This window comes from Tropicibacter naphthalenivorans, assembly GCF_900176475.1.
In the GTDB taxonomy this organism is placed as follows: Bacteria; Pseudomonadota; Alphaproteobacteria; order Rhodobacterales; family Rhodobacteraceae; genus Tropicibacter; species Tropicibacter naphthalenivorans.
The window spans coordinates 184102-208168 of sequence record NZ_FWXX01000004.1 but is presented as its reverse complement, the minus strand read 5'-3'; the positions used below and the strand labels follow the sequence as shown (position 1 = coordinate 208168).

Below are 24067 nucleotides of genomic sequence, written 5' to 3'. Positions count from 1 at the left end.
GGTCAAGAAATGCTTGGCTGTTTGCGTAGAATTCACGCGCTTCGGCGGCGATGGGCGCGGGTCAATTTCACGCGCTGGCCAAGTTTCACGGAGGAATTGTGCAAAAATTACGGTGCGATCACGCAAGGGCGGCAAACTGCGCTTAACGTATCGTCATCCATGTTATGTTTCATCGATTCTAACCACCGCCCATTCGCCAAGAGGACCGTCATGCCCGGCACCGGAAACACTGGCACCCATCGTACTGGCCCCGCCGTGGCGCGCGCCCAACCCTTCAAGGTGATCGAAGGGGGGCGGCGTGCCCAGACAGGCTTTGCCAAGCCGGACCCGCTGCGATTTTCCCCGCAAGAGTTGGCGGCAGAGATGGCAGAGCTGTTCGCGCTGGGCTTGATGCAGGATTGCCGTCTGGATCAGATCGCGTCGCCGGATTGTCCGGTTCAAATTGCGCCGGGCTTGGTGGTCACGCAAGCGGATGTGATGGCGCAAGTCTCTGCCCTGCCATGGTTTTCTGGTCAGACCTGCCTTGCTCCGGGGATGTCTGCGCAGCGCCGCGCCTTGCACAGGCAAAAGGGCAAGCTGACCCTGTGGCGGGGTGGTGTGGCTTTGCCGGGGAATGGGGCGGCTGCGTCGGCGGTGTTGATGCAGGATCACAGCGCCGCCGCGCCTGCGCCGGTGCGGCACACGCCACAGCCCGACGCGCCCATGTCGGTTTGGGCCGATTGGTGCGCGCGCCAGTTCGGGGCCGGGCTGCGGCTGCCGGGGGCAGAGGGGGCGGCGCCACAGATCGACACCTTGGCGGAAATGGCCGCGCATATCCACGCGATGCCCGCCGCGCGCCCGTTCTTTAACGCGGCGTTGGCGGCACTGGCCCGAGGGGCGCGCTTTGGCGGCGGGGCGACTGACTGGAACGGCAAGCGGTTGCTGTCGACCATGGCCAAGGCCGCCGATGCCGCAACGCGCGTGTCGCTCTTGCAGGCCAGCAGCATCGACCGCATGTCGCGCCCTGCGGTGACCGCTGCGCGCCTGTCGTTGAACCTGTCCATGGCCCAAGTGCCCGACGCGCTGGAAACCGAACAGCTGCGCGCCGCCGCCGAGATCCTGCGCCAACACGCCCCGCAGTTGCTGGCGTGGATGAGTGCCGCCAATGCGGCGCGGCGCGGCCCGCAGCGCACGGCCTACAGCCTGTTCTTGCCGCTGAACAACAGCGACTCGGTGCCTTTGCACCCCGCCGATTGCGCCACGCATATGTTGGTCGGATCGGCCTTGGCGACGGTGCTCAAGGCGGTCGTCGATGGCGGTCACCAGACCCAGTTGACCACGGTCGGCAGCCAAGGGCGCGATGTGATCTTTGCCAATGAAATCGATCAGTTGGTCGCCAATATCGCCACCGCGCGGGTTGTGTCCGGGGGCTATTTCCCGGCGGAAAACCATCAAGAACAACGCTTGGGACAGGCTCTGGGGTTGGCCGCGTTGCGCGATACGCTGACGCTGCGCAATTGCCCTGCGGCCATGGCCTTTCGCGATCTGGATGGGCGGGTGTTGCAGTTGGTGGCAGAGCCGGGGGCGGATGGGCACCCGCTTGTCCGTTTGCTGTCCGAAGGCACCTGCCTCGATTGGCCGTCGGGCAAGCGCCCGCCCAAGCCGCCAGAGCATCTCGCGGTGGTTTGACACGGGTCAAGGCACCCATGCGCGTCCGGTGACAAGCTGCCCTTGGTGGGATTAGGAGAACGCCGATGATACGCTTAGCCGCACTGACTCTTATGCTCGCTACCCCGGTTCTGGCGCAGGACGCCGACGTGGGGCGCGGCCATTTCTACACCCATTGCGCCACCTGCCACGGTCTCGAAGGGCGCGGCGACGGCCCCATGTCCGGCGTGCTGATGATCCAGCCCACGAACCTGACAGAGCTTGCGGCCCAGAACGGCGGCTCGTTTCCGCTGGACCGCGTGGTCAAACGTATTGACGGCCGCGATCCGCTGGTCAGTCACGGCTCGCCCATGCCGGTCTACGGCGACTACTTCGAAGGCCTCTTTGACGTCCCGATCAACGCGCCGGACAATGACCCGGTGCTGACGTCGCGCCCCGTGGTCGATCTGGTCGCTTACCTCATGGAAATTCAGCACCCGGATTAAGGGCTTAGCGGCAGATCCCCTCGGCCTGGATGCCCGGCCAAGGCACGAGGATCGTGGGGTCGTCCAGCTTGTCCAACCCTTGAAGGGGCATGTGCGCAGAGATCATCGCGCGCAACCGTTCGGTGCGCGGGGCCTCTGGGTCGAGCAGGCGGCAGCAGACGTATTCTTCGACGATGCTCCCCTGTTGCTCATAGCCATAGTCCAGAAAATCGCGCGTCTTATCCGGGTCGAACAGGTAGGGATCGGCGCTGCCCGTGTGTTCCAGCAAAGCCTTGAGCGGCGTGTATCCCGTCTTGGCCCTGTTCTGCCATTGCCAGACGTGGGTCGCCTCATGGGCCATGAGCATCGCGTCCAAGAGGTCGATCTGCTCTGGGTATCCGGCAAGGAAGTCCGGGCGGAAAAGATCTTGGCGGATCAAGACCTTGTTGAACAGAACCGTGGCCGCCGGGGCGACGGTGACGGTGCGTTCCTGCGTGATCGGCGGCCAGATGCGTTCCTGACAGGTGGTGCGGGGGCGGACGGGAATTTTGTAGGTCATCTCGCTCGCGAAATGCCCGTTCACGAGGCGCATTTTGGTCGTATCGGTCTGCGTGCCTTGGATGTCCTTTAGGTATGTCTGTTCCAGCGGCGTCAGGGGCCGTCCGCACGCGGCGAGGAACACGAGAAGGAAAAGGATCACACGCATGAGGTGAGGATGGCGCGAGGGGGGATGGCTTGTCTAGAGGGGGCGGGCCTAGTCTTCGATGACGTCTTCACCGGGTGGGCCTTCGCATTTATGCGGGGAGGAAGCGAAGCGTTCCGCGATCCAGGTGTGGGCATGTCCGGGAAAACCGCTCTGATAGCGCTCTACAAGGCGGCTGTAGCTGAAACCAAGCTCAGAGGCTTTGCAGAGACGCTCACCGGACGGGTGCCGATGCAAGGCCAACCCACCGCCGGCGGGGCGAATGGCAAAGCCAACATTGCGCAGGTCATTTTCCAATTGGTTCCAGTCATTTGCGGCGGCGAAAATCGGAGCGAGGCGCGCACGCAAGGGCGCGAGGAGCTGCTCGTCCGCCCGATTGGGCGGCCTCGCATTTTTCCGTCTGGAAATCTCTGCCGACAAAAGATTGCGCAGCAATTGACCGACCGAGATATCCTTTTCCCGGGCGATCTGGTTCGCAACGACCAGCATGTCGAAATCGATTTTGAAATGGACATCCTCTAGCATGCGCTCAGGATGGTGAATGCGCACTTAAAGTGAGGTTAACGCCTCACACATCCAACTCCTCCACGAACCGCGCATTCTCTTGGATATACTGAAAGCGCAGCTCGGGTTTTTTGCCCATCAGACGTTCCACCAGATCGCCGGTCTCGCCGGGTTCGTCCTCGTCGATGGTCACGCGGATCAAGGTCCGGGTCGCCGGGTCCATCGTTGTTTCTTTGAGGTCCTTGGCGTCCATTTCACCCAAGCCCTTAAAGCGCTGGACGTCGATTTTTCCCTTTCCGCCCAAGCCCTTGGTCAAGGCCGCCTCTTTCGCTGCGTCATCCGCCACGTAGATGCGCTTGGCCCCTTGGGTCAGGCGATACAGCGGCGGGCAGGCCAGATACAGGTGCCCCTGATCGATCAAAGGCCGCATCTGCGTAAAGAAGAACGTCATCAGCAAGGACGCAATATGCGCGCCATCGACGTCCGCATCGGTCATGATGATAATCTTGTCATAGCGCAGGTCTTCGACGTTGAATTTCGTCCCCAGGCCGACCCCAAGCGCCTCGCACAGATCGCGGATTTCCGCGTTGGAGCTCAGCTTGTTCGACGCCGCGCCCAGCACGTTCAGGATTTTACCCTTTAGAGGCAGCAAAGCCTGCGTCTCGCGGAAACGCGCGCCTTTTGCCGAACCGCCCGCCGAGTCGCCCTCGACGATGAACAATTCGGTATTCTCGCGGGTTTTGGATGAACAATCCGTCAATTTCCCCGGCAAGCGCAGCTTTTTCGTCGCCGATTTCCGCGCGGTTTCCTTTTCCTGACGGCGGCGCAGACGCTCTTCGGCGCGCAGCACAAGGAAATCAAGGATCGCGCCCGCGGATTTCGTATCCGCCGCCAGCCAGTTGTCAAAGTGGTCGCGCACGGCGTTTTCCACCAGACGTTGCGCCTCGGTCGTGGCGAGGCGGTCCTTGGTCTGGCCGACAAATTCCGGCTCGCGGATGAAACAGGACACCAGCGCGCAACCGCCGGTGATCAGGTCGTCGCGGTTGATCTGTGCTGCCTTTTTATTGTTCACCAACTCGCCGTATGCGCGAATGCCCTTGAGGATCGCCGACCAGAAACCCGCTTCGTGGGTGCCGCCCTCGGGCGTGGGCACGGTGTTACAGTAGGACTGGATGAACCCATCGCGCGAGGGTGTCCAGTTGATCGCCCATTCGACCTTGCCGGGGGTGTTGAACTTTTCCTTGAAATCCACCACGCCGGCAAAGGGCGTATCGCTGTAAGTCGCCGATTTCCCAAGCGTTTCCATGAGGTAATCGGCCAAGCCGCCGGGGAAGTGGAACGTCGCCTCCAGCGGCGTTTCGCCATCGTTGATCTCTGTCTTCCAGCGGATTTCGACGCCGCTGAACAGGTATGCCTTGGACCGCACCATCTTGAGCAAACGCGCGGGTTTGAACCGGTGATGGCCGAAAATCTCTTCGTCGGCGTGGAAGGTCACGGTTGTGCCACGACGATTCGGAGCGGCTCCGATCTTCTCCACCGGACCAAGCGGGATCCCGCGCGAGAATCGCTGCTCAAACAGTTCCTTGTTCTTGGCCACCTGCACGACCATCGAATCCGACAGCGCGTTCACCACCGACGCGCCCACGCCGTGCAAACCGCCCGAGGTCTCGTACGCGTCGCCCGAGAATTTGCCGCCCGCGTGCAGCGTACACAGGATCACTTCCAGAGCCGATTTGCCCGGAAACTTGGGGTGCGGGTCGATCGGGATGCCGCGGCCGTTGTCTTTGATTTCAATCGAGTAATCGGCGTGCAGCGTGACTTCGATCCGGTTGGCATGGCCCGCGACCGCTTCGTCCATCGAGTTGTCGAGCACCTCGGCGACCATGTGGTGCAGCGCCCGTTCGTCGGTGCCGCCGATGTACATGCCGGGGCGTTTGCGGACGGGTTCAAGCCCCTCGAGCACCTCGATCGAGGAGGCGTCATAGGTGGCTTCTGCGGCGGATTGCAAGAGATCGTCGGCCATGGGGTGCTCGGGTTTGTTGTTGATTGGCGGGCATTATGACACCCGATGTCGGGGGGAGCAATCCGTGTGGCACCTATATGCTGGGGTCTCGGCGGCAAATCCGGCAACGGCTTGTGGATAAGTCAGAGCGCCGCGCCGCCCCTCGTTTCAACGCCGCAGTTCGCGCACGCGGGCAAGGTGCGGCGTCTGGGACACCGCCATGCTTGCCTCTTCGCGCCACCCCTCGCCAATCTCGGGGAAGAACGCGTCGGCGTCTTCGATTACCGTGTCGACTTCGGTCAGCAGCAGGCGGTCCGCCAAGGGCAGCATCGCTTCGTAGATGCCTTGGCCGCCGATGCCGTAGATGCGGAAGCACCCTTCGGCGCGGGCGAGGGCGATGGCCTCTGCGACCGATCCGACCACGTGCTCGTGCAGCGACGTATCGCGCGAGACCACGATATTCAGGCGGTTTTTCAGCGGCTTGAACGGCAGAGAGTCCCACGTCCGCCGCCCCATGATGATCGCGCCGCCCAAGGTTTCGCGTTTGAACAGCGCGAGGTCTTCGGGGATGTGCCACGGGATGTCGTTGTCTTTGCCGATGGCGCCGTTGCGGGCGCGGGCTGCGATGAGGGTGATCATGGGGGCTTCCTTAGACGGCGACGGGGGCTTTGATCGCGGGATGCGGCTCATACCCCGGAAAGGCGAAATCCTCGTAGCGGAAATCGAAAAGATCGGTGACCTGGCGTTTGATTTGCAATTGCGGCAGCGGGCGGGGGTCGCGCGAAAGCTGCTCGGCGACCTGTTCCATATGGTTGGAATAAATATGCGCATCGCCAATGGAATGGATGAAATCCCCAGCCTCTAGTCCCGCCACATGCGCCAACATATGCGCCAGCAAGGCGTAAGAGGCGATATTGAACGGCACCCCAAGGAACATATCCGCGCTGCGCTGATACAATTGCAGGTGCAGTTTCCCGCCAAGGATTTTGACCTGCCACAGGGAATGGCAGGGCGGCAAAGCCATATCCGGCACATCGGCGGGATTCCACGCGCTGACGATCATCCGGCGGCTGTCCGGCGTATTGGCGATTTGATCCAGCAAAGTCTTGATCTGGTCGATTTCGCCATTGCGCGACGGCCAATGCCGCCATTGGTGGCCATACACCGGGCCGAGATCGCCGTTTTCATCGGCCCATTCGTCCCAGATGGTGACCTTGTTTTCTTGCAGATAGCGAATGTTGGTATCACCCGAAAGGAACCACAAAAGCTCGTGAATGATCGAGCGCAGGTGCAGCTTTTTCGTGGTCACCAAGGGGAACCCGTCCGCCAGAGGATAGCGGCATTGCAGGCCGAAATAGCTGCGCGTGCCGGTGCCGGTGCGGTCGGTGGTGTCGATGCCGTGGTCCAGCACGGTTTGAAGCGCGTCGAGGTATTGCTGCATGGTGGTCCCCCTTTTGCCTTGGTGTACCCTAGCCGAAGGGGGTGGAAAAGGCCGTTGCGCCGGGGCAGGGTGCATCCAACGAAGAAGGAGAGAGCGATGAAAGCGGTTGTGTTTGAAGCCTTTGGCGAGCGCCCCGAGCTGCGGCGGGTGCCCGACCCGATCCCCGAGCGCCACGGTGTGGTGGTCGAGGTGGGTGCAACCGGCGTGTGTCGCAGCGATTGGCACGGCTGGAAGGGGCACGATTCGGACGTGGTCTTGCCGCATGTGCCGGGGCATGAGCTGGCCGGGACGGTGGTCGCGGTGGGCGCGGAGGTGACGCGCTGGCAGGCGGGCGACCGGGTGACGGTGCCTTTTGTCGGCGGCTGCGGGTCGTGCCCCGAATGTCACGCGGGCCACCAGCAGGTGTGCGAGGCGCAGATGCAACCGGGCTTTACCCATTGGGGGTCTTTTGCGGAATACGTCGGTCTGCATCAGGCAGACCTGAACCTTGTGGCCTTGCCCGAAGACATGAGCTTTGGCGTGGCGGCGAGCCTTGGCTGCCGGTTTGCGACCTCGTTCCGCGCGGTGGTGGACCAAGGCCGCGTGGGCGCGGGCGAGTGGGTCGCGGTGCATGGCTGCGGCGGCGTGGGGCTGTCGGCGATCATGATTGCGACGGCTTTGGGCGCGCAGGTTGTGGCGATCGACATCAGCGACGAGACGCTAGAGCTGGCGCGGCAGATGGGGGCGGTGGCCTGCATCAATGGCGCGCAGGTGGCCGATGTGCCCGAGGCGGTGATCGAAGTGACGGGGGGCGGCGCGCATGTGTCGCTGGATGCCTTGGGGCATCGGGTGACCTGCTGGAACTCGGTGGCGTGCCTGCGGCGGCGCGGGCGGCACGTGCAGGTGGGCCTGTTGCTGGGCGATCAGGCGGACCCGCCGCTGCCCATGGGCAAGGTCATCGGCTGGGAGCTGGAGATCCTTGGCAGTCACGGGATGCAGGCGCACCGCTATGGTGCGATGCTGGACATGGTGCGGCGTGGGGTTCTTGCGCCCGAGAAGTTGATCGGGCGGGAGATTTCCTTGGCCGAGTCGATTGATGCGCTCGTGCGGATGGATACGTTCGAGGCCAAAGGGGCGACGGTGGTGACGTCTTTTTGAGGTCGTGGTTTGGGGGCGCTGCCCGTCACACCAAAGGTGTGCCAACGAAGAGAGGAGGGGGCGCTGCCCTCTCACCGAAGGTGAGGCACTTAGTGTGGAGGGGGCGCTGCCCCCGCCCTGCGGGCTCCCCCGGGATATTTTTCAAGAGAAGAAAGCCCGGCGTCAGGGGAGGTCGCGGGCTAGGGATTTTGCGAGGAAAGCGGGCAGGTCTGGGTGCAGGCCGAAGGGGTCGAGCAGGCGGCCCTGAAAGTTGGTTTTGGTCAGGGCTTCGGGGAGGTCTTCGAGGACGTGGCCGCGTTTCAGGGCGAAGAATGGCAGGCAGATGGATTGGGACGGCAGGCGGGTGGCGGCTTGTTCCAGGAAGGGCTCTTGTTCGACAAAGCCGCAGCGGATGTCGCCCCACGGTCGCAGTTCGGCGAGGTGGCCCGCGAAGGTTTGCGTGACTTCGGCGGGGCGGGGGCTGCGGCCTGATCCGTGGGCGGCGATAAAGAGCGATGTGTCCTCGGGTCGCCAGTTTTCCGTTTGAAGGACCGAGGTTAGCCAGTGTGTGGTGAAGGCGGGCAGGTCCGGGTCAAGGCCAAAGGGCGGCAGTTGCCGGGCGTTGGTGCCGGTCAGGCGCTTGGGCAGGGCCGATTTGGTGAACCAGCCGTCGGACATGAAAAACGGATAGATCAGCGGGGCGTCGCAGCCGTCCAGCGCCGTCTCTAGCGCGCCCTTGGCGGCGAGGGTCGCGCCGCGCACCTCCGCAGCGGGCAGATGCTGTGCCGTGGCCTGCGCGAGGGCGATGATTTCGGCCTCTCCGACGTCGGGGTCAGAGGGTTGGCCGTGGCTGACGATGATCACGCGAGGGGGCTGGGGCATGGGCTTTCCTGTCCGGTTCGGGGCAGAGTTAGGCCGCGCCGCGCAAAAGGCCAAGTCCGATGCGGGCCACTATATGGCCATGTGGCGGCTTTCCCTAGGGGTTGGGCGATATGGAGCGTGTATCTCTGGTGGGGCAAATCTGCCTCAGTCGGGGTAACCCGCTTAGGTCTGAATTGACTTTTAACCATATCCCCGCCACGCTTGGGACAAAATATAAACGGGCAAGACCTGAGGCAGTCAGATGTATCGCAATTTTATAGCGCTCGCAGTTGCGGGCGTTCTCGCCGCTTGTTCGGCGGGGACCAATCCGCTGAACTCCTCTGATCCAGAGGCGGGCGTGGGCACGGGCGAACAGCCCTTGGTCACCGAGCCGGACCCGGATGAAAATGAAAACGCCGATCCCAACGCGCTGAATGTCTATGGCGAGGATGCCAACGCGGATCTGTTTATGGATAACATGAGCTTTGACGCCAGCACGGGGGAACTGGTGCTGAACGCGCTGCCCTATGATGGCGAGGAAAGCGTCTATACGCGGGACGCCGCACGCTCTGCGGGTCTGGCGCGCGGCGGGTCGACTTTTGACGTCTTTACCAACGCTGCGGGCTCGGCCGATTACTACGCGGTGTTCCGGCGTTCGGACAGCGGCTATTCGCAGGTTGGGGCGGTTGCGCTTGATCCGGCGAACGCGAACGACAGGCTGGCCGGCGGCGTCGCGGCGCAGCGCCTGCGCGATATCGACAACGACCCCATCGGCGCGTTTACCTTTACCGGGGAATATGCCGCCGTGCGCACGGTGCAGGCGGACAGCGGGACGGACATCCAATACGTTGCGGGGACCGTGACGCTGAACGTGGACACCACGCAGGCCGATGGGGCCAATGCGGTGTCGGGCAACATCGACGACCGGACCTTCTTTGATGCCAATGGCGCGCTGATTGCCGAGCTGACCAATGCCAACGAGGTCTACCTGTCGCTGTCCGACATCGACTACACCGATTGGACGATCGGGTCGGCGTCGGCGATTGCCAGCGGCAGCGGCACGACCACCGTGACCGGGACGTGGGATGGCATCCTGACCGGCCCCAACGGCGAAGAGATCGCGGGCATCGTGGTGCTTGAGGGCGACCAGCCCGTGGGCATCGACCCGGTCACCGGCGGCTATACCGAAGTCGAAGTGCGAGAAGCTGGCGGCTTCATCGCGGCGCGCTGACGCGGCATGGCCGTGGGGTTTTGGGTGCGCCGAGGGGTGGCGGCTTTGGCGGTGGCGCTGTGCCTGAGCGGCGCGGCGCAGGCCCAAGAGGTACGCCTGACCCTGCCAGAGGCGCGCGGCACCGCGGCCCGGTTCCTGGCCAATGGGCGGCCCGAAGTGGCGTTGAAACTGGCCGAAGGCGTGCTGCTGGGTGCGCCGCAAGACCACTTTGCCCTGCTGATCAAGGCGCGGGCGCTGCGCGATCTGGGCTATCCGGTCGAGGCGGGCAAAGCCGCGCGTGTGGCTTGGCAAATCTCTGACACCGATCAGGAAAAGTTCTATGCAGCGCTGGTGGTGGCGCAGGCAAAGGCCACGCAGGGGCGCAAGCTGGCCGCGCAGCTGTGGTTGCGACGGGCGAGCCAAGCCGCGCCCGACGACAGGCTGAAACAGACCGCCATGCGCGACTTTCGGCAGGTCAGGGCGGCGACGCCCACGCGGTTGCGCTTTGATCTGTCGCTGACCCCATCGGACAACCTGAACGACGCGCCGACGAGCGATACCCTTTATCGGGGGCCGTTCAGTTCCCCGCTGGCACAGCCTTTGTCCGGGGTCCGGTTGCAATTCGGCGCGCAGGTCACGCATCGCATCGCTTTGGGGGAAAACGCGCGGGTGAACCTTGGGGCGCAATACGCCATGACCCGCGTGCGCCTGTCGTCTGAAGCGCAAAGCATTGACCCCGCAGCGGAAAACAGCGATTTCGCGCTGGATGTGTTCGGCCTGTCGCTGGGCTATGAACAGCGCGGCGCGGCGGGCGACTGGCTGGGGAGCCTGCGGCTGACGCAGCTGCGCACCCTGTCCACGGGCGAGGCGCTGTCGGATGTGACCCAGCTGGATGGCCGCTTTGGCTATAGCTTGGCGCCGGGGCTGAACGGGACGGTGAGTGCGTCCTATTCGCATGAGGCGTGGCTGGGATCGGGGACGACCGTTGATACGCGAACGCTGGGCCTGAGCTTGGAAAAACGTTTGCCCGCAGGGGTTTGGCGCTTTGGCCTGTCGATGCGCGACGTGATGTCGGACAATACGGCTATTGCGCGGGACGTGCGGCGGGCGGACCTCAGCTATGCCACGGCCAAGCCGGTGATGGGCGCGCTGCCGCGCGTGACGCTGAGCTATGAGCGGGCCGAGTACGACACCGCGTGGACCCCGATCTGGACCGACCCTCGGCAGGATGAGACGTGGACGCTGGGGCTGGACGTGACCCTGCCAAAACTCGACTACTATGGCTTTGCGCCGGAAATTGGGGTTTCCTTCCGCGACCGGCGCTCCAATTATGTGCCCTATGAGACCCAAGGCACGAACCTGCATCTTGGGCTGAAATCGGTTTTCTAGGCGCGAGGGCAGGGCTCCTCGTGCGGAAGGGGAGAAAATGGGGATCAAGTATCTGCACACCATGGTGCGCGTGAAGGATCTGGATAAATCCATCGCATTTTACAAGCTGCTAGGGCTGGTAGAGCGTCAACGCAAGGAAAGCGAACAGGGCCGGTTTACGCTGGTGTTCCTGTGCCCGCCCGAACAGGCGGATGGCACGGCGGATGTAGAGCTGACGTACAATTGGGACGGCGACGACGGCCTGCCCAGCGACAGCCGCCACTTTGGCCATTTGGCCTATACGGTGCCGAATATTTACGAGGCATGCCAGACGCTTATGGACAATGGTGTGACAATCAACCGGCCGCCGCGTGACGGGCATATGGCCTTTGTCCGCTCGCCCGACAATGTCTCGATCGAGCTGCTGCAAGAAGGCGATGCACTGGCGCCGGCAGAGCCTTGGGCGAGCATGAAAAACACGGGCCATTGGTAAGGCTTCTGGCCCTCGTCGCGGCGCTTTGGCCGGGCTGGGCCAGCGCTTTGGAGTGTCGTCTGGCGCTGCTTTTGGCGCTGGACGTGTCGTCATCGGTAGATGAGGCCGAGTATGCCTTGCAACGTGAAGGTGTCGCTGCGGCGCTGCTGTCGGACAGCGTTCAGGGCGCGATCTTGCAGGGCGCGGGCCACGTGGCCTTGGGCGTTTACGAGTGGAGCGGTCGCCGCCAATCGCACGTCGTGCTGGATTGGGTGATGCTGCGGTCGGCGTCCGATATCAAAGCCGCGGCGGCCCGGATTGCAGCGGCGCAGCGGTCTTATCGGCGGTTTCCGACGGCCATGGGTTACGCGATGGGGTTCGGCGCGACGATGATGGGGCGCGCGCCCTTGTGCGAGCGGCAAGTGATCGATGTTTCGGGGGACGGCGTGTCCAATGACGGGTTCGGGCCGCGTCTGGCGTACAAACACTTCGCCTTTCGAGAGATCACGGTAAACGGCTTGGCTGTTCTGGGGGCCGATCCCATGGTCGAGGACTATTTCGATTTCGAGGTTCTTCACGGGCCGGGGGCTTTTCTAGAGACGTCGGATGGGTACGACGGCTATCGACAAGCCATGGAGCGCAAGCTGTATCGGGAAATTCAGGACCGGATCGTCGGTGAAGCCTTGGGCCGTGCAGGAGAGCGCGGGTGAGGCGAGGCGGGGTAAAAATTTTCGAAAATTTTTGCAAAACTTTTGGAAAAGTTTTGGCGCTGGGCCTTGCTGTTGGTGGGACCTTCGGCGGGGGCGCTCAGGCGACCTGTCGGCAAGCCTTGGCGTTGGGGTTGGACGTCTCCGGTTCCGTGGATGCGCGGGAGTATCGGTTGCAACTCGATGGGGTTGCCGGGGCATTGGACGACCCAGAGGTGCGGGCTGCGCTGTTCCAGATGCCGGGCGCGCCGGTGGCTTTGGCAATCTACGAGTGGAGCGGGCCTGCGGCGCAGCGGGTTTTGGTCGATTGGACGGTGATCTCTGACCCTGCTGGCCTTGCGCAAGTGATTGCGAGGTTGCGCAGTGCGCGGCGCGTCGAGGGGCCACCTTCGACGGCGCTGGGGTCGGCCAAGGCCTTTGGGGCGATGATGTTGGCGCAGCAGTCCGGATGCTGGCGGCGGGTTTTGGATATCTCTGGCGATGGCGAGTCGAACACCGGCCCCCGTCCGCTGGACGTGCGTCCGCCGGGGATTGATATCAACGGGTTGGTGATTGGATCGGCAGGAGAGGCAGGCGACCTTGGGGCGCTGAGCGCCTATTATCGCGCCTATGTCATTCAGGGGCCGGACGCCTTTGTCGAGACCGCGCACGGGTTCGAGGCCTATGAGGCGGCGATGGTCCGAAAACTGAAGAGGGAATTGCAGGTATTGACGCTGTCATCGCGCTGAGCCTTGGTGGCAATCCTTGCCGGAGGCTGTGGAGCGCGGGGTGGGGCTTCTGCCCCAGGCTACCTGTGGCCCGCGTCAGGGCGTGGGGTAGCGAGGTTGGGAATGGTCCCGTGGCCCGGCTTAGTAGATGTAACGGATCTGGTCCGTCCAGTAGCGTTCGACGCGGCGCAGCGCGCCAGAGATGTCGTCGATGCCTTCGAGTGTCAGCACGTTCTTGGTTTGCAGACCATCGGCGTGGCGCACAAACAGATCCTCGACGATGTCGCGAATCTCGCGGCCCCGCTGTGTCAGGCGCACCCGCACCGAGCGGCGATCGATTTCGCAGCGTTGGTGGTGCATATAGCCCATCTCAACCAGCTTCTTGAGGTTGTAGCTGACGTTGGACCCTTGGTAGTAGCCGCGGCTTTTCAGTTCGCCCGCGGTCACCTCGTTGTCGCCGATGTTGAACAGCAGCAGCGCCTGAACCGCGTTGACGTCGATGATCCCGAGACGTTCGAATTCATCTTTGATGACATCCAGCAGCAGCCGGTGCAGCCGTTCCACAAGGCTCAGCGCATCGAGGTAGCTGGTCATGAACCCCTGATCGGTTCCGCCACCCATGGAGGAATGTATGCTCATTTCATGTGTTCTCCGCCTGTTTCTTCGACAGAGGTTTTGAGCATAAACTCCAAATATCCGGTTAAACCTCGACAAGGTCCGGCAAAATTCGAAATATTTTCGTTGAAAAGGTGAATCCAGTCTAATGGATCGCACGGTGGGGTAGGGGCGGATTAAACCCGCCCCACCAAAGGTTTAGCCGTTGGCAGCCACCTTGATGATCTCTTGGATCATGTCCGCGTGTTCGGCGGGCGCGGGGCGCTGGCCGGAAATCCACTGGTACAGATCCTGGTCGTTCTCGTTCATCATCGCCTCATAGGCGTCGAGCTGCGCATCGGTCATGTCCGCCAACCGCGCCTCGGTGAAACGGACCAAGAGAATGTCCATTTCCTTGGTCCCGCGCCGCATCGAGCGCATTTGCAAACGTTTCAGCCGGGTGGCGCGGTCTTCGGTCATTCAGCCCTCTTCCTTGAGCAGCAGGCGCAGCTTTTTCTCCAGCCGGCCCAGTCGTTCGGCGCGCGACAGGAATTGCGCACGCAGGCCGCGCAGTTCCATCAGCACTTCGTTCACATCGGGCGAGATCGGGTCCTCTTCGGGCTCGCTCACGCCGTCAGCGCCTTCGCCAGTAATCAGCCAGACCATCGAAACATTCAAGATGCCAGCCAGCATTTGCAGACGGTTTGCGCGCGGCTCGGTCAGGTCGTTTTCCCAGGTCTCGAGGGTTTTCACCTTGAGCCCCAGACGTTTGGCCAGCGTCGCCTGATCCATACCGGCGGCTTCGCGCGCGGCGGCCAGACGGTCGCCAAAGGTTGCATTCTCAGAGCTGTACCAGCCGTTGGTCGTGTCGTTCATGTCGTCTCTCCCTAATGCGTTGCCGCTTGAACGGGGGTTTAGCGCACCCTAAGACAGGGAACACAGATATACAAACGGGGACCCCGATGGCATTTCTTTCCGATAACCTGGCCCGCGTGAAACCATCGCCCACCGTTGCGGTGACGCAACTGGCAGCAGAGCTCAAAGCGCAGGGCCGCGATGTCATCGGACTCGGGGCCGGCGAGCCCGATTTTGACACGCCGGACAACATCAAGGCTGCGGCGATTGCGGCAATCAATGCCGGGAAAACGAAGTACACCGCCCCCGATGGTATCCCCGAGCTGAAACAGGCGATCTGCGACAAGTTCAAGCGCGAGAATGGCCTTGATTACACGCCCGCGCAGGTCAGCGTCAGCACCGGCGGCAAGCAGGTGCTGTTCAACGCGCTGCTGGCGACGCTGAACCCCGGCGACGAGGTCATCATTCCCGCGCCCTATTGGGTCAGCTACCCTGATATCGTCCGTCTTGGGCAGGGCGAGCCGGTGATCGTCGAAGGCGCGCGCCAGCTTGGCTACAAGATCACGCCCGACGCGCTCGAAGCCGCGATCACGCCGAAAACCAAATGGTTCATCTTTAACTCGCCGTCCAACCCGACCGGCGCGGGGTACAGCCGCGATGAGCTCAAGGCGCTGACCGATGTGCTCATGCGCCACCCCCACGTCTGGGTGATGACCGACGATATGTACGAACATCTGGCCTATGACGGGTTCGAATTCGTCACCCCTGCGCAGGTCGAGCCGGGGCTGTATGACCGCACCCTGACTGTCAACGGCGTGTCCAAGGCCTATGCCATGACCGGCTGGCGCATTGGCTTTGCTGCGGGTCCGGTGGACCTGATCAACGCCATGCGCAAGCTGCAATCGCAGTCCACCACCAACCCCTGCACCATCAGCCAGTGGGCGGCGGTCGAGGCGCTGAACGGCCCGCAAGACTACCTCAGCACCCGCTGCGCGGCCTTCAAACGCCGCCGCGATCTGGTGGTGGAGGGGCTGAACGCCTGCCCCGGCATCACCTGCGCCACCCCCGAAGGCGCGTTTTACGTCTACCCCGACATCGCCGAGTGCATCGGCAAGACCTCGGCGGGTGGGGCGCTGCTGGACAATGACGAAGCCTTTGCCAAGGCGCTTCTGGAAGAGGAAGGCGTGGCCGTGGTCTTTGGCGCGGCCTTTGGCTTGTCCCCGAATTTCCGGGTCAGCTATGCCACCTCGGACGAAGCCCTGCTTGAGGCCTGCGCGCGCATCAAGCGCTTTTGCGAGGGGCTGGCATGAGGGCGCTGGTTCTGGCCCTGATGTTGCCGCTCGCCGCGCAGGCAGAGGGGATGCCGACGATCCCCGCCGACATCGCCGCCAAGTTCGATGGCAAGCCGCAGCTGCTGACCGAGTGGTTGACCGCGATCATGCACAGCACCGCGCGACAGGTGGGGCGCTTTGATTCCACGTCGTTGGACCTGTCCCGCCTGCAAACGCAGATCGACATCGCCAGCGTCGCGCAGCGCGCCAAGGGAGTGGGCGATTTCATGGCCTATGATCTCAACTGGGACGGCACCGTCACGCGCCAAGAGGTCATTGACAGCTATGGCGCAGCCGACCCCGATCTGGACTGGACCTTTAAACCTTACGACCTGAACAGCGACGGCGCGGTCCCGCTGGCCGAGCTGCACGCCGCGCTCGGGCGCGAGGCCGTCGATCCGTCGCACTTTATCGAACCCATCGTTCTGGAAATGCGCGGCTGGGATCTGGACGCCGATGGGCAGGTCACCGCCGAGGAAATCGCCCAGATCGTCGCCGCCCAGCCCTGACCTATACGAAAGGGGGCACCGATCGGTGCTTTCCCCCTTTCCACTTCGTCCCGCTTTTCGGTAAACCTATAGCCAATCCGTGAATTCGAGGGGGCCAAATGGCTGATCTGCCCGAATATTATTATCGTGTGCGTGACAATGGCGCGCTGGTGTTCCTCGTGGATACGGAAAATCGCCAGCGCCGCATCGAGATGGACCAGATCGCCGTCGTCAACCTCAACAAGGGCGAGATCAAGCCCCACGGCGGGCGCGACCTGACAGAGGCGGACCTGATCGAAATCAAGGGCTGGATGGCGCGGCGCAAGGCGCTGTTGGCGATGCGCGACATCGACGACATCCACCGCGCGGTGGACTATCTGAACATCACGACTCAATGGGCGCAGTCCAAGGCCTCCGACGACCAGCTCGAAGAGGTCACCGACGATCTGCTGCTGGCGATGCACGACCTGCGCACGGTCTTGGTGCGCAAAAAGGCCGACCGCCTGATGAAGAAATAACGCCTAGCCTTGCGACATCTGCGCGCGCGCCGTCTGGCGCATCGCGCGCACGGTGGCGGGGTTTTCAGCCTCCCACGCCTTGAACCGGGCGTAGCCCTGACGGACCTGCGCGGCGCGTGCCGGGGTGCCGACCTGCGCCAGTTCATCGTCGACGAATTCCAGTTTGAGTTGCTCGTAGTTGGCCATGCAGGTGGCGACCTCGTGCGCCGCCAAGGGGCGCTGGATCGCCGTCTGGTCGCACAGGTAATACAGGCCGAGGATCGTCAGAAACGGGGACATGGGCGCGCTCCTTTTTGCGGTGCGAATCGTGCGCCCGCGATCCTGCGATCTGGTTAACGCTGCGCGCGCGGGGTGGCAGGCCCATGTGTGGCGCGCGGGAAATCACCGGAATTATTCGCAAATTTCCGTATTTTAACCACGAACAAATTGACTTGGACGCACGCATTGGTAGCTTAGCCCCGGACGGTTTTTGTATTTTCACGATGGGGGACATCATGCGTATTGCGCTTCGTTTTGCTGCCGCTGCGGCGCTTTGCCTGACCGGCGGGGCCGCCTTTGCCTGGGGCGACATGTATATGGGGGACGCAACCAACGACCCCAACTCGAACTTTATGGTACATACCTACAACGCGCCCAACTACTGCCCCGAGGGGCTTCAGCCGGTGCTGGCAAACGGCATGATCTGCTGCGGCGAACCCAACGCAGGCGCCTATATCAACCGCGCGGGCAAATCCACCTATCGCCCCGCCAAGGCCGCCCCGCGCGCCTATGCGCCGGTGGGCGAAAAGGGCGTGGTCTACCGCTGATTAACCGCTCGGGGGTCAAGCCCTCTTGGCAATTCCGGTCAGGCCGCGTATACGCGCGGCCTGATTTCTTTTTGATCTTCCGGGAAGGGTTGCACCATGCAGGGCACCGCGAATCTCAACGTCATGATGAAGGCCGCGCGCAAGGCGGCCCGGTCGCTGGTCAAGGACTTCCGCGAAGTTGAGAACCTTCAGGTGTCCATGAAGGGTGCGGGTGACTTTGTCTCGCGCGCCGATCTGGCTGCCGAAAACATCCTCAAAGAAGAGCTGCTGGGCGCGCGTCCGACCTATGGCTGGCTGGCCGAAGAAGGCGGCGAGATTGACGGTCAAGACCCGACCCGCCGCTGGATCGTCGACCCGCTGGATGGCACCACTAACTTTCTGCACGGGATGCCGCATTGGGCGATTTCCATCGCGTTGGAGCACAAGGGCCAGATCGTGTCCGCCGTGGTCTACGATGCCGCCAAGGACGAGATGTTCTTTGCCGAGCGTGGCGCGGGCGCGTGGCTGAACGATTCCAACCGTCTGCGTGTCTCGGGCCGCCGCAGCATGGTCGAGGGCGTCTTTGCCCACGCGATCCCCTTTGCCGCCGAGAAAACTCTGCCCGCGACGATCAAGGATCTCGCCCGCGTGATGCCGCAATGCGCTGGTGTGCGCGGTCTTGGCTCTGCGGCGCTGGACCTGTGCTACGTTGCGGCGGGCCGCTTTGACGGCATGTGGCAGCGCGAGCTAAAGCTCTGGGACGTGGCCGCTGGCTACCTGATCGCCAAAGAGGCCGGCGCGCTGGTCGAAGGCATCCGCGAAGGCGAAGACCCGCTGGAAAGCGGCCGGATGGTCGCCGCCAACGGCGAGCTGTTCAACCCGCTGGTCAAGCTGCTGCGCGAAGTCTGATCGCGCACTGATCCGAATTCCAAGCCCCGTCAGAACGCTCTGCCGGGGCTTTTTCGCGCTTTAGCGGTCGGACGGATGATTGACCCCATCGACCCAAGGCACAGGCTCTACGTCGGCGGGCATAACCCCTTCGATGGTGTAGAGGTTTACGCCGTACTCGTTCGGGTTCGACCGTCGCTGGTGGTACATGTAGATCCCGCAGACCGAGCAAAAGTGGTGTTTCGCCGTATGGGTGCCAAAACTGTAGAGCGTCAGTTTGTCCGCGCCCTTGACGATCTCAACCCCGCCCAAGGGGGCCGACACCGCCGGTGCGCCCCGCCTGCGGCAGAAAGAGCAATCGCAGCGGCGCGCAGTGTTCAGCCCGTCTGTCAGAGTGACGCGCAGCTCGACCGCGCCGCAGTGGCAGGTGGTGGTGACAGGGGTGGTCATCGGCGGGGAATCCTTGGGATACGGGTTACGGATTGGAACTCTGCCGGGGGATGCGGCGGCAGTCCATGGTGGCGCGACCAATAGCGCGGCCCGCCAAGGCGCAGCCACGTGGGCACCGCCAAGATCGCCCCCACGACAAAGCCGCCCGCGTGCGCCCAATAGGCCACGCCGCCTTCGTCCGGGGAGGCGCCCCAGCCGCCGATGATCTGCATCCCGAACCACAGCGCCAGCATCAGCCACGCAGGCACCGGGACGACCTTGAAGATGATGATGAGAATGATCAGGATGTCGACCCGCGCCTTTGGGAACAGCAGCAGATAGCCGCCCATTACACCCGCGATGGCCCCCGACGCGCCCACCGTCGGCACCAGCGATCCCGGCGCGGACAAATAGTGCACCAACCCCGCGCCGATCCCTGCGGCGAGGTAGAACAGCGCAAAGCCCACATGCCCCATCTCATCCTCAAGGTTGTCGCCAAAGATGAACAGGAACAGCATGTTGCCCGCCAGATGCGCCAGGCCCCCATGCACGAACATAGAAGTCACGAGCCCGGTGAACCCATGCCCGTTCGACAGGAACTGCGGCACCAGCGCGTAGTCGGCATAGAACTGCACCAGCTCGCGCGGTGAGGCCGCCAGATGCCACGTGCTGACGAACACGAGGATGTTCGCCAGCATGATGGCATAGGTGACAATCGGCACACGGCTGGACGGGTTGTGATCGCGGATCGGAAACATACCCTAGAGGTAGGCTTTGCGGTCCCTCGCGTCTAGTTGCCCTGTTCAGTCGTTCCCCGCCAGCAGCGCGGCATTGCCCCCGGCGGCGGTGGTGTCGATGCACACGTGCCGTTCGGTGCGGGCGTGGCCTGCGTCCGGCGCGCCGGTGATCAGCGGCAGGATCGGGCCGGACCGCTGGGCAAGCGCTTGGCGATAGGGACGGGCGTCCGAGCCCCAGTACAGCACCCCCGAGAACCCCTGCGCCTCGGCCAAGACCTCTGGCGTCACGTGGCCCGTCGCCACCACAGCGACACCGCCCAGCGACCGAACGGCCTCGGCCTGCGCGCGGGCGACATCAATCCCCGGCCCAAGGCACAGGACCGGTGGGCGGGGGAGCGTCGTCAGCTGGTTCGCCTCGCCGGTGGGGCCGGGCAAATCCTGACGGATCGGATCGCCCTTGGCGGTCTGCGCCAAAGCGCTCTGCAATGCCTCCAGCCCCATTTCGCCGTCAAACGCCGTGCCTTCCATCGGCGCGGGATGCGCGCGGAACCGGTCCAGATACTGCGGCCCGCCCGCCTTGGGCCCGGTGCCCGACAGGCCTTCGCCGCCGAAGGGCTGGCTGCCGACAATCGCGCCGATTTGGTTGCGGTTGACATAGATGTTGCCCGCGTGGACCCGCTCGGTCACATGCTGCACCCGGTCGTCGATCCGCGTCATCAGCCCAAAGGTCAGCCCGTATCCCGTGGCATTGATCGCCTCGATCACCCGGTCCAGTTCCTGCGCCTTATAGGTCGCCACATGCAGCACCGGGCCGAAGATCTCACGCCCGAGATCCGCAATCCCGCCCACCTTGATCAGCGTCGGCGGCACAAAATGCCCCGCGTCCGGCACGTCATAGGTTTTCAGCACGCGGTGCCCGGCGGCGGCAATATGCGCCATGATCCCGGCCTTGGCCTCGGCGTCGATGACAGGGCCAAGATCGCTGGCCACCTGCCACGGATCGCCCATCACCAGCGTGTCCATCGCGCCGGTCAGCATGGTCAGGAACTCGGGCGCGATGTCCTCTTGGACGTACAGACACCGCAGGGCCGAGCACCGCTGCCCCGCCGATTGAAAGGCGCTTTCGACGATGGCTTGGACGGCTTGCTCGGGCAGGGCGGTGCTGTCGACGATCATCGCGTTCAGCCCGCCGGTCTCGGCGATAAAGGGCGTCCCGGGGGCGAGATGGTCGGCAATGCTGCGGTGGATGATCTGCGCCGTCTCGGTCGAGCCGGTAAAGGCCACGCCCCCCACCTGCGGCTGCCGGGTCAGCGCCGCGCCCACGTCGCCCGCGCCGGGCAACAGGTGGAGCGCGTCACGCGGCACGCCCGCCTCGTGCAGCAGCTGCGCGGCGCGATAGGCGACCAGCGGCGTCTGCTCGGCGGGTTTGGCCAACGTCGCGTTGCCCGCCGCCAGAGCCGCCGCGATCTGCCCGGTGAAAATCGCCAGCGGGAAGTTCCACGGCGAGATGCAGGCAAAGACCCCCACGGGCGCGGCCCCTTCGGCGCGGGCGGCGTAGTAGCGCAGGAAATCCACCGCCTCGCGCAATTCGGCCACCGCATCCGGCAAGGACTTGCCCGCCTCGCGGTGCAGCAGGGCGAAAAGCTCGCCGTAATGCGCCTCGTAAAGGTCGGCGGCGCGGTTCAAGACCTCGGCGCGGGTGGCGGCGGGGGCTTGCCACGTCCGCGCCTGACGAGCGGCCTCGGCCACAGTATCCGGTGTCGCCCAAGCCACGTGGCCCACGATGTCGTCGGGGCGGGCGGGGTTCAGGACCGCTTCGGGTGGGGTGGCAAGGTCCGAGCGGGTCAAAGGCTCTGCCTGCCATTGGTGCGTGTTGAACCGCCCGCGTGCCTCGTTGATCGCGGCCAAGGTCGGACGGTGGCGCAGGTCGAACCCGCGCGAATTCACCCGCTCGGGGGCGAACAGCGCGGGGCCGTCGGTCAGGCTCCCCGGCGCGGCGGTCTCAAACGGATCGGCGGCCACCACCTCTGGCGGGACATCCTCATCGACGATCTGGTTCACGAAGGACGAGTTCGCGCCATTCTCCAGCAGGCGGCGCACCAGATAGGCCAGCAAATCGCGGTGCGCCCCCACCGGCGCGTAGATGCGGCAGCGGGTGCCTTCGGCGCTGTGCACCAGATCATGTAAGGTCTCACCCATCCCATGCAAGCGCTGGAACTCAAAGGCATTTTTGTCCTGAGCTATATGCAGGATCGCGGCGACCGTATGGGCGTTATGCGTGGCGAACTGCGGGTAAATCCGGTCGGTCATCGACAGCAGCTTGCGCGCGTTGGCGATATAGCTGACGTCGGTGGCGCCCTTGGAGGTGAACACCGGGAAACCCGCGACCCCAGCGACCTGCGCGCGCTTGATCTCGGCGTCCCAATAGGCGCCCTTGACCAGCCGGACCATGATCCGCCGATCCAAGCGGTCGGCCAAGGCATAGAGCCAGTCGATCACCTTGCCGGCGCGCTGGCCATAGGCCTGCACCACCACGCCGAACCCGTCCCACCCGCGCAAGGTCGGGCTGGATAGCGTGGCCTCGATGATGTCCAGCGACAGGGACAGACGATCCGCCTCTTCGGCGTCGATGTTCAGCCCGATCCCGGCGCTTTTCGCCAGACCGCAGAGGCTGGACAGGCGCGGCACAAGCGCGTCGATGGCGTCCTGCCCTTGCAGATCGTCATAGCGCGGGTGCAAGGCCGAGAGCTTGACCGAGATGCCGGGGTTGTCGCGGATGTCCGGCGATTTGGCCGCGCGGGCAATCGCCGTGATCGCCTGCGAATAGGACAGGTGATAGCGGCGGGCGTCAGCTTCGGTGCGGGCGGCTTCGCCCAGCATGTCGTAGCTGTAGGTGTAGCCGCGCGCCTCCATCCGCGAGCCGCGGGTCATAGCGGCGTCAATGGTCTCGCCCAAGACAAACTGCGCGCCCATTTCCTTCATGGCGCGGGCAACGGCGGTGCGGATCACCGGCTCACCCAGACGTTTGATCGCGCCGCGCAGGTGGCCCACCGGGCCGGGCTTATGATCCTCCAGCACCTTGCCGGTCAGCATCAAGGCCCAGGTCGAGGCGTTCACGAGGGGCGAGGTCGAATGCCCCATGTGCTTGCCCCAGTCGGAGGGCGCGATCTTGTCCTCGATCAGGGCGTCAATCGTCGCGGCGTCGGGCACGCGCAGCAGCGCCTCTGCCAGACACATCAGCGCGATGCCTTCGTCGGTGGACAGGCCGTATTCCGCAAGGAACACCTCCATCAGGCCGGGGCGGGTGCTGCCGCGAATATCGCGCACCAACTGCGCCGCCTTGGCGCTGATCTGGGCGCGCGCCTTTGGCGTCAAATTGGCGGCGTCGCGCAGGCGGCTAAGTGCCTCCGCCTCGTCTGCATAGGTCAAAGCGTCGATTTGTGCGCGAAGATCAGGCATGGTGTCTTTGGGCATGGGGGTGAACCTCTGGGGGATTTGTCCCAGTGTACTGCGGTTCGCCCGGGCGGATTGACCGCTTGTGCCCCATATTGTTATCAAAGTGACTTCATTTGAGGGGTAGTGCGATGCAAAGCGACCAGTCTGACCTTGACCGTTTCGACCGGGCGATTCTGACCGAACTGGCCGGGGACGGGCGGATTTCGATCACCGAGCTGGCCAAACGCATCGGCCTGTCCAAATCCCCGACCCAAGCGCGCCTGCGCCGTCTGGAAGACGAGGGGGTCATCAAAGGCTACCGCGCCATGCTGGACCCGATCCGGCTGGGGCTGGACCATGTCGCCTTTGTCGAGGTGCGGATGGTGGACACGCGCGAGGCGACGCTGGCCAAGTTCAACGCCGCCCTGTCGACCATCCCCGAGATCGAGCAAGCCCACCTGATCGCCGGGAACTTTGACTATCTGCTCAAGGTGCGCACCGCCGATATGCCCAGCTATCGGCGCGTTCTGGCGGAAAAAGTGTCGACCCTGCCGGGGGTGTCCTCGACCTCGACCTTTGTGGCGATGGAAGCGGTCAAAGAGGCGGGTTTTGCCGAAGTCACCTGACGGCCAATCGCGCGGAAATTGCGCGGGGGCGAAAAAAGCCCTTTCCCCCGGCGGAACCCTTGCTATTTTGCGCGCGCTGGCCCGCGTGGTGGAATGGTAGACACAGGAGACTTAAAATCTCCAGACCGAAAGGTCGTACCGGTTCGAGTCCGGTCGCGGGTACCAGCGATTTGCCAAGA

Annotated in this window: 27 protein-coding genes and 1 tRNA gene; 15 read left to right on the top strand and 13 right to left on the bottom strand. The window is 63.7% G+C overall.

Annotated elements, in window-relative coordinates; translation table 11 throughout:
* Positions 1-210: 210 nt before the first annotated feature.
* Both B9A11_RS10870 and B9A11_RS10865 read left to right on the top strand, forming a co-directional pair.
* Positions 211-1668, top strand: a complete 1458-nt coding sequence (locus B9A11_RS10870) for a phosphatase PAP2 family protein (protein ID WP_058247553.1) — start codon at positions 211-213, stop codon at positions 1666-1668.
* Between the two features lie 65 nt (positions 1669-1733).
* On the top strand, positions 1734-2132 hold the full coding sequence (locus B9A11_RS10865) for a c-type cytochrome (RefSeq protein WP_058247552.1): 399 nt from the start codon (positions 1734-1736) through the stop codon (positions 2130-2132).
* A 4-nt stretch (positions 2133-2136) separates the two neighbouring features.
* Here the strand turns inward: B9A11_RS10865 and B9A11_RS10860 are convergent, their stop codons facing one another.
* The 5 genes from B9A11_RS10860 to B9A11_RS10840 all read right to left on the bottom strand — a co-directional run bounded on the left by B9A11_RS10860 (position 2137) and on the right by B9A11_RS10840 (position 6761).
* Positions 2137-2817, bottom strand: coding sequence for a hypothetical protein (locus tag B9A11_RS10860; protein ID WP_058247551.1), 681 nt, complete (start codon positions 2815-2817; stop codon positions 2137-2139).
* A 48-nt stretch (positions 2818-2865) separates the two neighbouring features.
* A complete protein-coding gene (locus B9A11_RS22090) occupies positions 2866-3339 on the bottom strand; it encodes a hypothetical protein (protein ID WP_083499835.1) in 474 nt (157 codons plus the stop codon).
* Positions 3340-3382: 43 nt separating this feature from the next.
* A complete protein-coding gene (gene parE, locus B9A11_RS10850; protein WP_058247549.1) occupies positions 3383-5341 on the bottom strand; it encodes a DNA topoisomerase IV subunit B in 1959 nt (652 codons plus the stop codon).
* A gap of 147 nt (positions 5342-5488) precedes the next feature.
* On the bottom strand, positions 5489-5959 hold the full coding sequence (locus tag B9A11_RS10845; protein ID WP_058247548.1) for a dihydrofolate reductase: 471 nt from the start codon (positions 5957-5959) through the stop codon (positions 5489-5491).
* Between the two features lie 10 nt (positions 5960-5969).
* Positions 5970-6761 (bottom strand): thymidylate synthase, encoded by a 792-nt coding sequence (locus B9A11_RS10840; protein WP_058247547.1) that lies wholly within the window; start codon positions 6759-6761, stop codon positions 5970-5972.
* Positions 6762-6857: 96 nt separating this feature from the next.
* Here B9A11_RS10840 and B9A11_RS10835 point away from each other — a divergent pair, with 96 nt between their 5' ends.
* On the top strand, positions 6858-7898 hold the full coding sequence (locus B9A11_RS10835) for a zinc-dependent alcohol dehydrogenase family protein (protein WP_058247546.1): 1041 nt from the start codon (positions 6858-6860) through the stop codon (positions 7896-7898).
* A gap of 162 nt (positions 7899-8060) precedes the next feature.
* Here the strand turns inward: B9A11_RS10835 and B9A11_RS10830 are convergent, their stop codons facing one another.
* Entirely contained in the window at positions 8061-8759 is a 699-nt protein-coding gene (locus B9A11_RS10830) for a CbiX/SirB N-terminal domain-containing protein (RefSeq protein WP_058247545.1), read from the bottom strand.
* A gap of 241 nt (positions 8760-9000) precedes the next feature.
* On the opposite strand from B9A11_RS10830, the gene B9A11_RS10825 reads away from it, so the two are divergent.
* The 5 genes from B9A11_RS10825 to B9A11_RS10805 are packed head-to-tail and all read left to right on the top strand — an operon-like array spanning position 9001 to position 13223.
* Positions 9001-9969 carry a hypothetical protein gene (locus B9A11_RS10825; RefSeq protein WP_058247544.1) on the top strand — a complete coding sequence of 323 codons (969 nt, stop codon included), beginning with the start codon at positions 9001-9003 and terminating at the stop codon, positions 9967-9969.
* A 6-nt stretch (positions 9970-9975) separates the two neighbouring features.
* The gene (locus B9A11_RS10820) at positions 9976-11337 is read left to right on the top strand and encodes a surface lipoprotein assembly modifier (protein ID WP_058247543.1); all 1362 of its coding nucleotides are present in this window, start codon (positions 9976-9978) and stop codon (positions 11335-11337) included.
* Between the two features lie 37 nt (positions 11338-11374).
* Positions 11375-11809 (top strand): VOC family protein, encoded by a 435-nt coding sequence (locus B9A11_RS10815; protein ID WP_058247542.1) that lies wholly within the window; start codon positions 11375-11377, stop codon positions 11807-11809.
* Positions 11803-12498: a DUF1194 domain-containing protein gene (locus B9A11_RS10810; RefSeq protein WP_058247541.1), complete on the top strand. Its 696-nt coding sequence runs from the start codon at positions 11803-11805 to the stop codon at positions 12496-12498. The genes B9A11_RS10815 and B9A11_RS10810 overlap by 7 nt, the downstream gene beginning before the upstream one ends.
* Complete coding sequence (locus tag B9A11_RS10805; RefSeq protein WP_306345504.1) at positions 12495-13223, top strand: DUF1194 domain-containing protein; 729 nt, start codon at positions 12495-12497, stop codon at positions 13221-13223. The genes B9A11_RS10810 and B9A11_RS10805 overlap by 4 nt, the downstream gene beginning before the upstream one ends.
* Before the next feature lie 120 nt (positions 13224-13343).
* Here B9A11_RS10805 and B9A11_RS10800 read toward each other — a convergent pair whose 3' ends face one another.
* The 3 genes from B9A11_RS10800 to B9A11_RS10790 form a co-directional block, all read right to left on the bottom strand.
* Complete coding sequence (locus tag B9A11_RS10800; protein ID WP_058247540.1) at positions 13344-13841, bottom strand: MarR family winged helix-turn-helix transcriptional regulator; 498 nt, start codon at positions 13839-13841, stop codon at positions 13344-13346.
* Positions 13842-14015: 174 nt separating this feature from the next.
* The gene (locus B9A11_RS10795; protein ID WP_058247539.1) at positions 14016-14276 is read right to left on the bottom strand and encodes a succinate dehydrogenase assembly factor 2; all 261 of its coding nucleotides are present in this window, start codon (positions 14274-14276) and stop codon (positions 14016-14018) included.
* Positions 14277-14672 (bottom strand): helix-turn-helix domain-containing protein, encoded by a 396-nt coding sequence (locus tag B9A11_RS10790; protein WP_058247538.1) that lies wholly within the window; start codon positions 14670-14672, stop codon positions 14277-14279.
* Positions 14673-14758: 86 nt separating this feature from the next.
* On the opposite strand from B9A11_RS10790, the gene B9A11_RS10785 reads away from it, so the two are divergent.
* The 3 genes from B9A11_RS10785 (at position 14759) to B9A11_RS10775 (ending at position 16988) form a co-directional block, all read left to right on the top strand.
* Positions 14759-15961 carry a pyridoxal phosphate-dependent aminotransferase gene (locus B9A11_RS10785; RefSeq protein WP_058247537.1) on the top strand — a complete coding sequence of 401 codons (1203 nt, stop codon included), beginning with the start codon at positions 14759-14761 and terminating at the stop codon, positions 15959-15961.
* Positions 15958-16491, top strand: coding sequence for an EF-hand domain-containing protein (locus B9A11_RS10780; protein ID WP_058247536.1), 534 nt, complete (start codon positions 15958-15960; stop codon positions 16489-16491). Before B9A11_RS10785 ends, B9A11_RS10780 begins: the two co-directional genes overlap by 4 nt.
* 98 nt (positions 16492-16589) lie before the next feature.
* The gene (locus B9A11_RS10775) at positions 16590-16988 is read left to right on the top strand and encodes a hypothetical protein (protein ID WP_058247535.1); all 399 of its coding nucleotides are present in this window, start codon (positions 16590-16592) and stop codon (positions 16986-16988) included.
* 3 nt (positions 16989-16991) lie between these two features.
* Here the strand turns inward: B9A11_RS10775 and B9A11_RS10770 are convergent, their stop codons facing one another.
* The gene (locus tag B9A11_RS10770) at positions 16992-17267 is read right to left on the bottom strand and encodes a hypothetical protein (protein ID WP_058247534.1); all 276 of its coding nucleotides are present in this window, start codon (positions 17265-17267) and stop codon (positions 16992-16994) included.
* A gap of 215 nt (positions 17268-17482) precedes the next feature.
* Here B9A11_RS10770 and B9A11_RS10765 point away from each other — a divergent pair, with 215 nt between their 5' ends.
* Both B9A11_RS10765 and B9A11_RS10760 read left to right on the top strand, forming a co-directional pair.
* Positions 17483-17794 carry a hypothetical protein gene (locus B9A11_RS10765; protein WP_058247854.1) on the top strand — a complete coding sequence of 104 codons (312 nt, stop codon included), beginning with the start codon at positions 17483-17485 and terminating at the stop codon, positions 17792-17794.
* 96 nt (positions 17795-17890) lie between these two features.
* Positions 17891-18682, top strand: a complete 792-nt coding sequence (locus B9A11_RS10760; RefSeq protein WP_058247533.1) for an inositol monophosphatase family protein — start codon at positions 17891-17893, stop codon at positions 18680-18682.
* Positions 18683-18742: 60 nt separating this feature from the next.
* On the opposite strand, the gene B9A11_RS10755 is transcribed toward B9A11_RS10760, so the two are convergent.
* The 3 genes from B9A11_RS10755 to putA are packed head-to-tail and all read right to left on the bottom strand — an operon-like array spanning position 18743 to position 23301.
* Positions 18743-19111, bottom strand: a complete 369-nt coding sequence (locus B9A11_RS10755) for a GFA family protein (RefSeq protein ID WP_058247532.1) — start codon at positions 19109-19111, stop codon at positions 18743-18745.
* The gene (locus tag B9A11_RS10750; RefSeq protein WP_058247531.1) at positions 19108-19848 is read right to left on the bottom strand and encodes a rhomboid family intramembrane serine protease; all 741 of its coding nucleotides are present in this window, start codon (positions 19846-19848) and stop codon (positions 19108-19110) included. The genes B9A11_RS10755 and B9A11_RS10750 overlap by 4 nt, the downstream gene beginning before the upstream one ends.
* 45 nt (positions 19849-19893) lie before the next feature.
* Positions 19894-23301 carry a bifunctional proline dehydrogenase/L-glutamate gamma-semialdehyde dehydrogenase PutA gene (gene putA, locus B9A11_RS10745; RefSeq protein WP_058247530.1) on the bottom strand — a complete coding sequence of 1136 codons (3408 nt, stop codon included), beginning with the start codon at positions 23299-23301 and terminating at the stop codon, positions 19894-19896.
* A gap of 110 nt (positions 23302-23411) precedes the next feature.
* On the opposite strand from putA, the gene B9A11_RS10740 reads away from it, so the two are divergent.
* Complete coding sequence (locus tag B9A11_RS10740) at positions 23412-23888, top strand: Lrp/AsnC family transcriptional regulator (protein WP_058247529.1); 477 nt, start codon at positions 23412-23414, stop codon at positions 23886-23888.
* A 79-nt stretch (positions 23889-23967) separates the two neighbouring features.
* Positions 23968-24053: transfer RNA gene (locus B9A11_RS10735), tRNA-Leu, on the top strand.
* The last annotated feature ends 14 nt before the right edge of the window (positions 24054-24067 follow it).

Excerpts from the sequence above, each read along its gene's own strand:
- B9A11_RS10870 (WP_058247553.1), top strand. The coding sequence starts at position 211 with ATGCCCGGCACCGGAAACACTGGCACCCATCGTACTGGCCCCGCCGTG.
- B9A11_RS10865 (WP_058247552.1), top strand. The coding sequence starts at position 1,734 with ATGATACGCTTAGCCGCACTGACTCTTATGCTCGCTACCCCGGTTCTG.
- B9A11_RS10860 (WP_058247551.1), bottom strand. The coding sequence starts at position 2,817 with ATGCGTGTGATCCTTTTCCTTCTCGTGTTCCTCGCCGCGTGCGGACGG.
- B9A11_RS22090 (WP_083499835.1), bottom strand. The coding sequence starts at position 3,339 with ATGCTAGAGGATGTCCATTTCAAAATCGATTTCGACATGCTGGTCGTT.
- parE (WP_058247549.1), bottom strand. The coding sequence starts at position 5,341 with ATGGCCGACGATCTCTTGCAATCCGCCGCAGAAGCCACCTATGACGCC.
- B9A11_RS10845 (WP_058247548.1), bottom strand. The coding sequence starts at position 5,959 with ATGATCACCCTCATCGCAGCCCGCGCCCGCAACGGCGCCATCGGCAAA.
- B9A11_RS10840 (WP_058247547.1), bottom strand. The coding sequence starts at position 6,761 with ATGCAGCAATACCTCGACGCGCTTCAAACCGTGCTGGACCACGGCATC.
- B9A11_RS10835 (WP_058247546.1), top strand. The coding sequence starts at position 6,858 with ATGAAAGCGGTTGTGTTTGAAGCCTTTGGCGAGCGCCCCGAGCTGCGG.
- B9A11_RS10830 (WP_058247545.1), bottom strand. The coding sequence starts at position 8,759 with ATGCCCCAGCCCCCTCGCGTGATCATCGTCAGCCACGGCCAACCCTCT.
- B9A11_RS10825 (WP_058247544.1), top strand. The coding sequence starts at position 9,001 with ATGTATCGCAATTTTATAGCGCTCGCAGTTGCGGGCGTTCTCGCCGCT.
- B9A11_RS10820 (WP_058247543.1), top strand. The coding sequence starts at position 9,976 with ATGGCCGTGGGGTTTTGGGTGCGCCGAGGGGTGGCGGCTTTGGCGGTG.
- B9A11_RS10815 (WP_058247542.1), top strand. The coding sequence starts at position 11,375 with ATGGGGATCAAGTATCTGCACACCATGGTGCGCGTGAAGGATCTGGAT.
- B9A11_RS10800 (WP_058247540.1), bottom strand. The coding sequence starts at position 13,841 with ATGAGCATACATTCCTCCATGGGTGGCGGAACCGATCAGGGGTTCATG.
- B9A11_RS10795 (WP_058247539.1), bottom strand. The coding sequence starts at position 14,276 with ATGACCGAAGACCGCGCCACCCGGCTGAAACGTTTGCAAATGCGCTCG.
- B9A11_RS10790 (WP_058247538.1), bottom strand. The coding sequence starts at position 14,672 with ATGAACGACACGACCAACGGCTGGTACAGCTCTGAGAATGCAACCTTT.
- B9A11_RS10785 (WP_058247537.1), top strand. The coding sequence starts at position 14,759 with ATGGCATTTCTTTCCGATAACCTGGCCCGCGTGAAACCATCGCCCACC.
- B9A11_RS10780 (WP_058247536.1), top strand. The coding sequence starts at position 15,958 with ATGAGGGCGCTGGTTCTGGCCCTGATGTTGCCGCTCGCCGCGCAGGCA.
- B9A11_RS10775 (WP_058247535.1), top strand. The coding sequence starts at position 16,590 with ATGGCTGATCTGCCCGAATATTATTATCGTGTGCGTGACAATGGCGCG.
- B9A11_RS10770 (WP_058247534.1), bottom strand. The coding sequence starts at position 17,267 with ATGTCCCCGTTTCTGACGATCCTCGGCCTGTATTACCTGTGCGACCAG.
- B9A11_RS10765 (WP_058247854.1), top strand. The coding sequence starts at position 17,483 with ATGCGTATTGCGCTTCGTTTTGCTGCCGCTGCGGCGCTTTGCCTGACC.
- B9A11_RS10760 (WP_058247533.1), top strand. The coding sequence starts at position 17,891 with ATGCAGGGCACCGCGAATCTCAACGTCATGATGAAGGCCGCGCGCAAG.
- B9A11_RS10755 (WP_058247532.1), bottom strand. The coding sequence starts at position 19,111 with ATGACCACCCCTGTCACCACCACCTGCCACTGCGGCGCGGTCGAGCTG.
- B9A11_RS10750 (WP_058247531.1), bottom strand. The coding sequence starts at position 19,848 with ATGTTTCCGATCCGCGATCACAACCCGTCCAGCCGTGTGCCGATTGTC.
- putA (WP_058247530.1), bottom strand. The coding sequence starts at position 23,301 with ATGCCCAAAGACACCATGCCTGATCTTCGCGCACAAATCGACGCTTTG.
- B9A11_RS10740 (WP_058247529.1), top strand. The coding sequence starts at position 23,412 with ATGCAAAGCGACCAGTCTGACCTTGACCGTTTCGACCGGGCGATTCTG.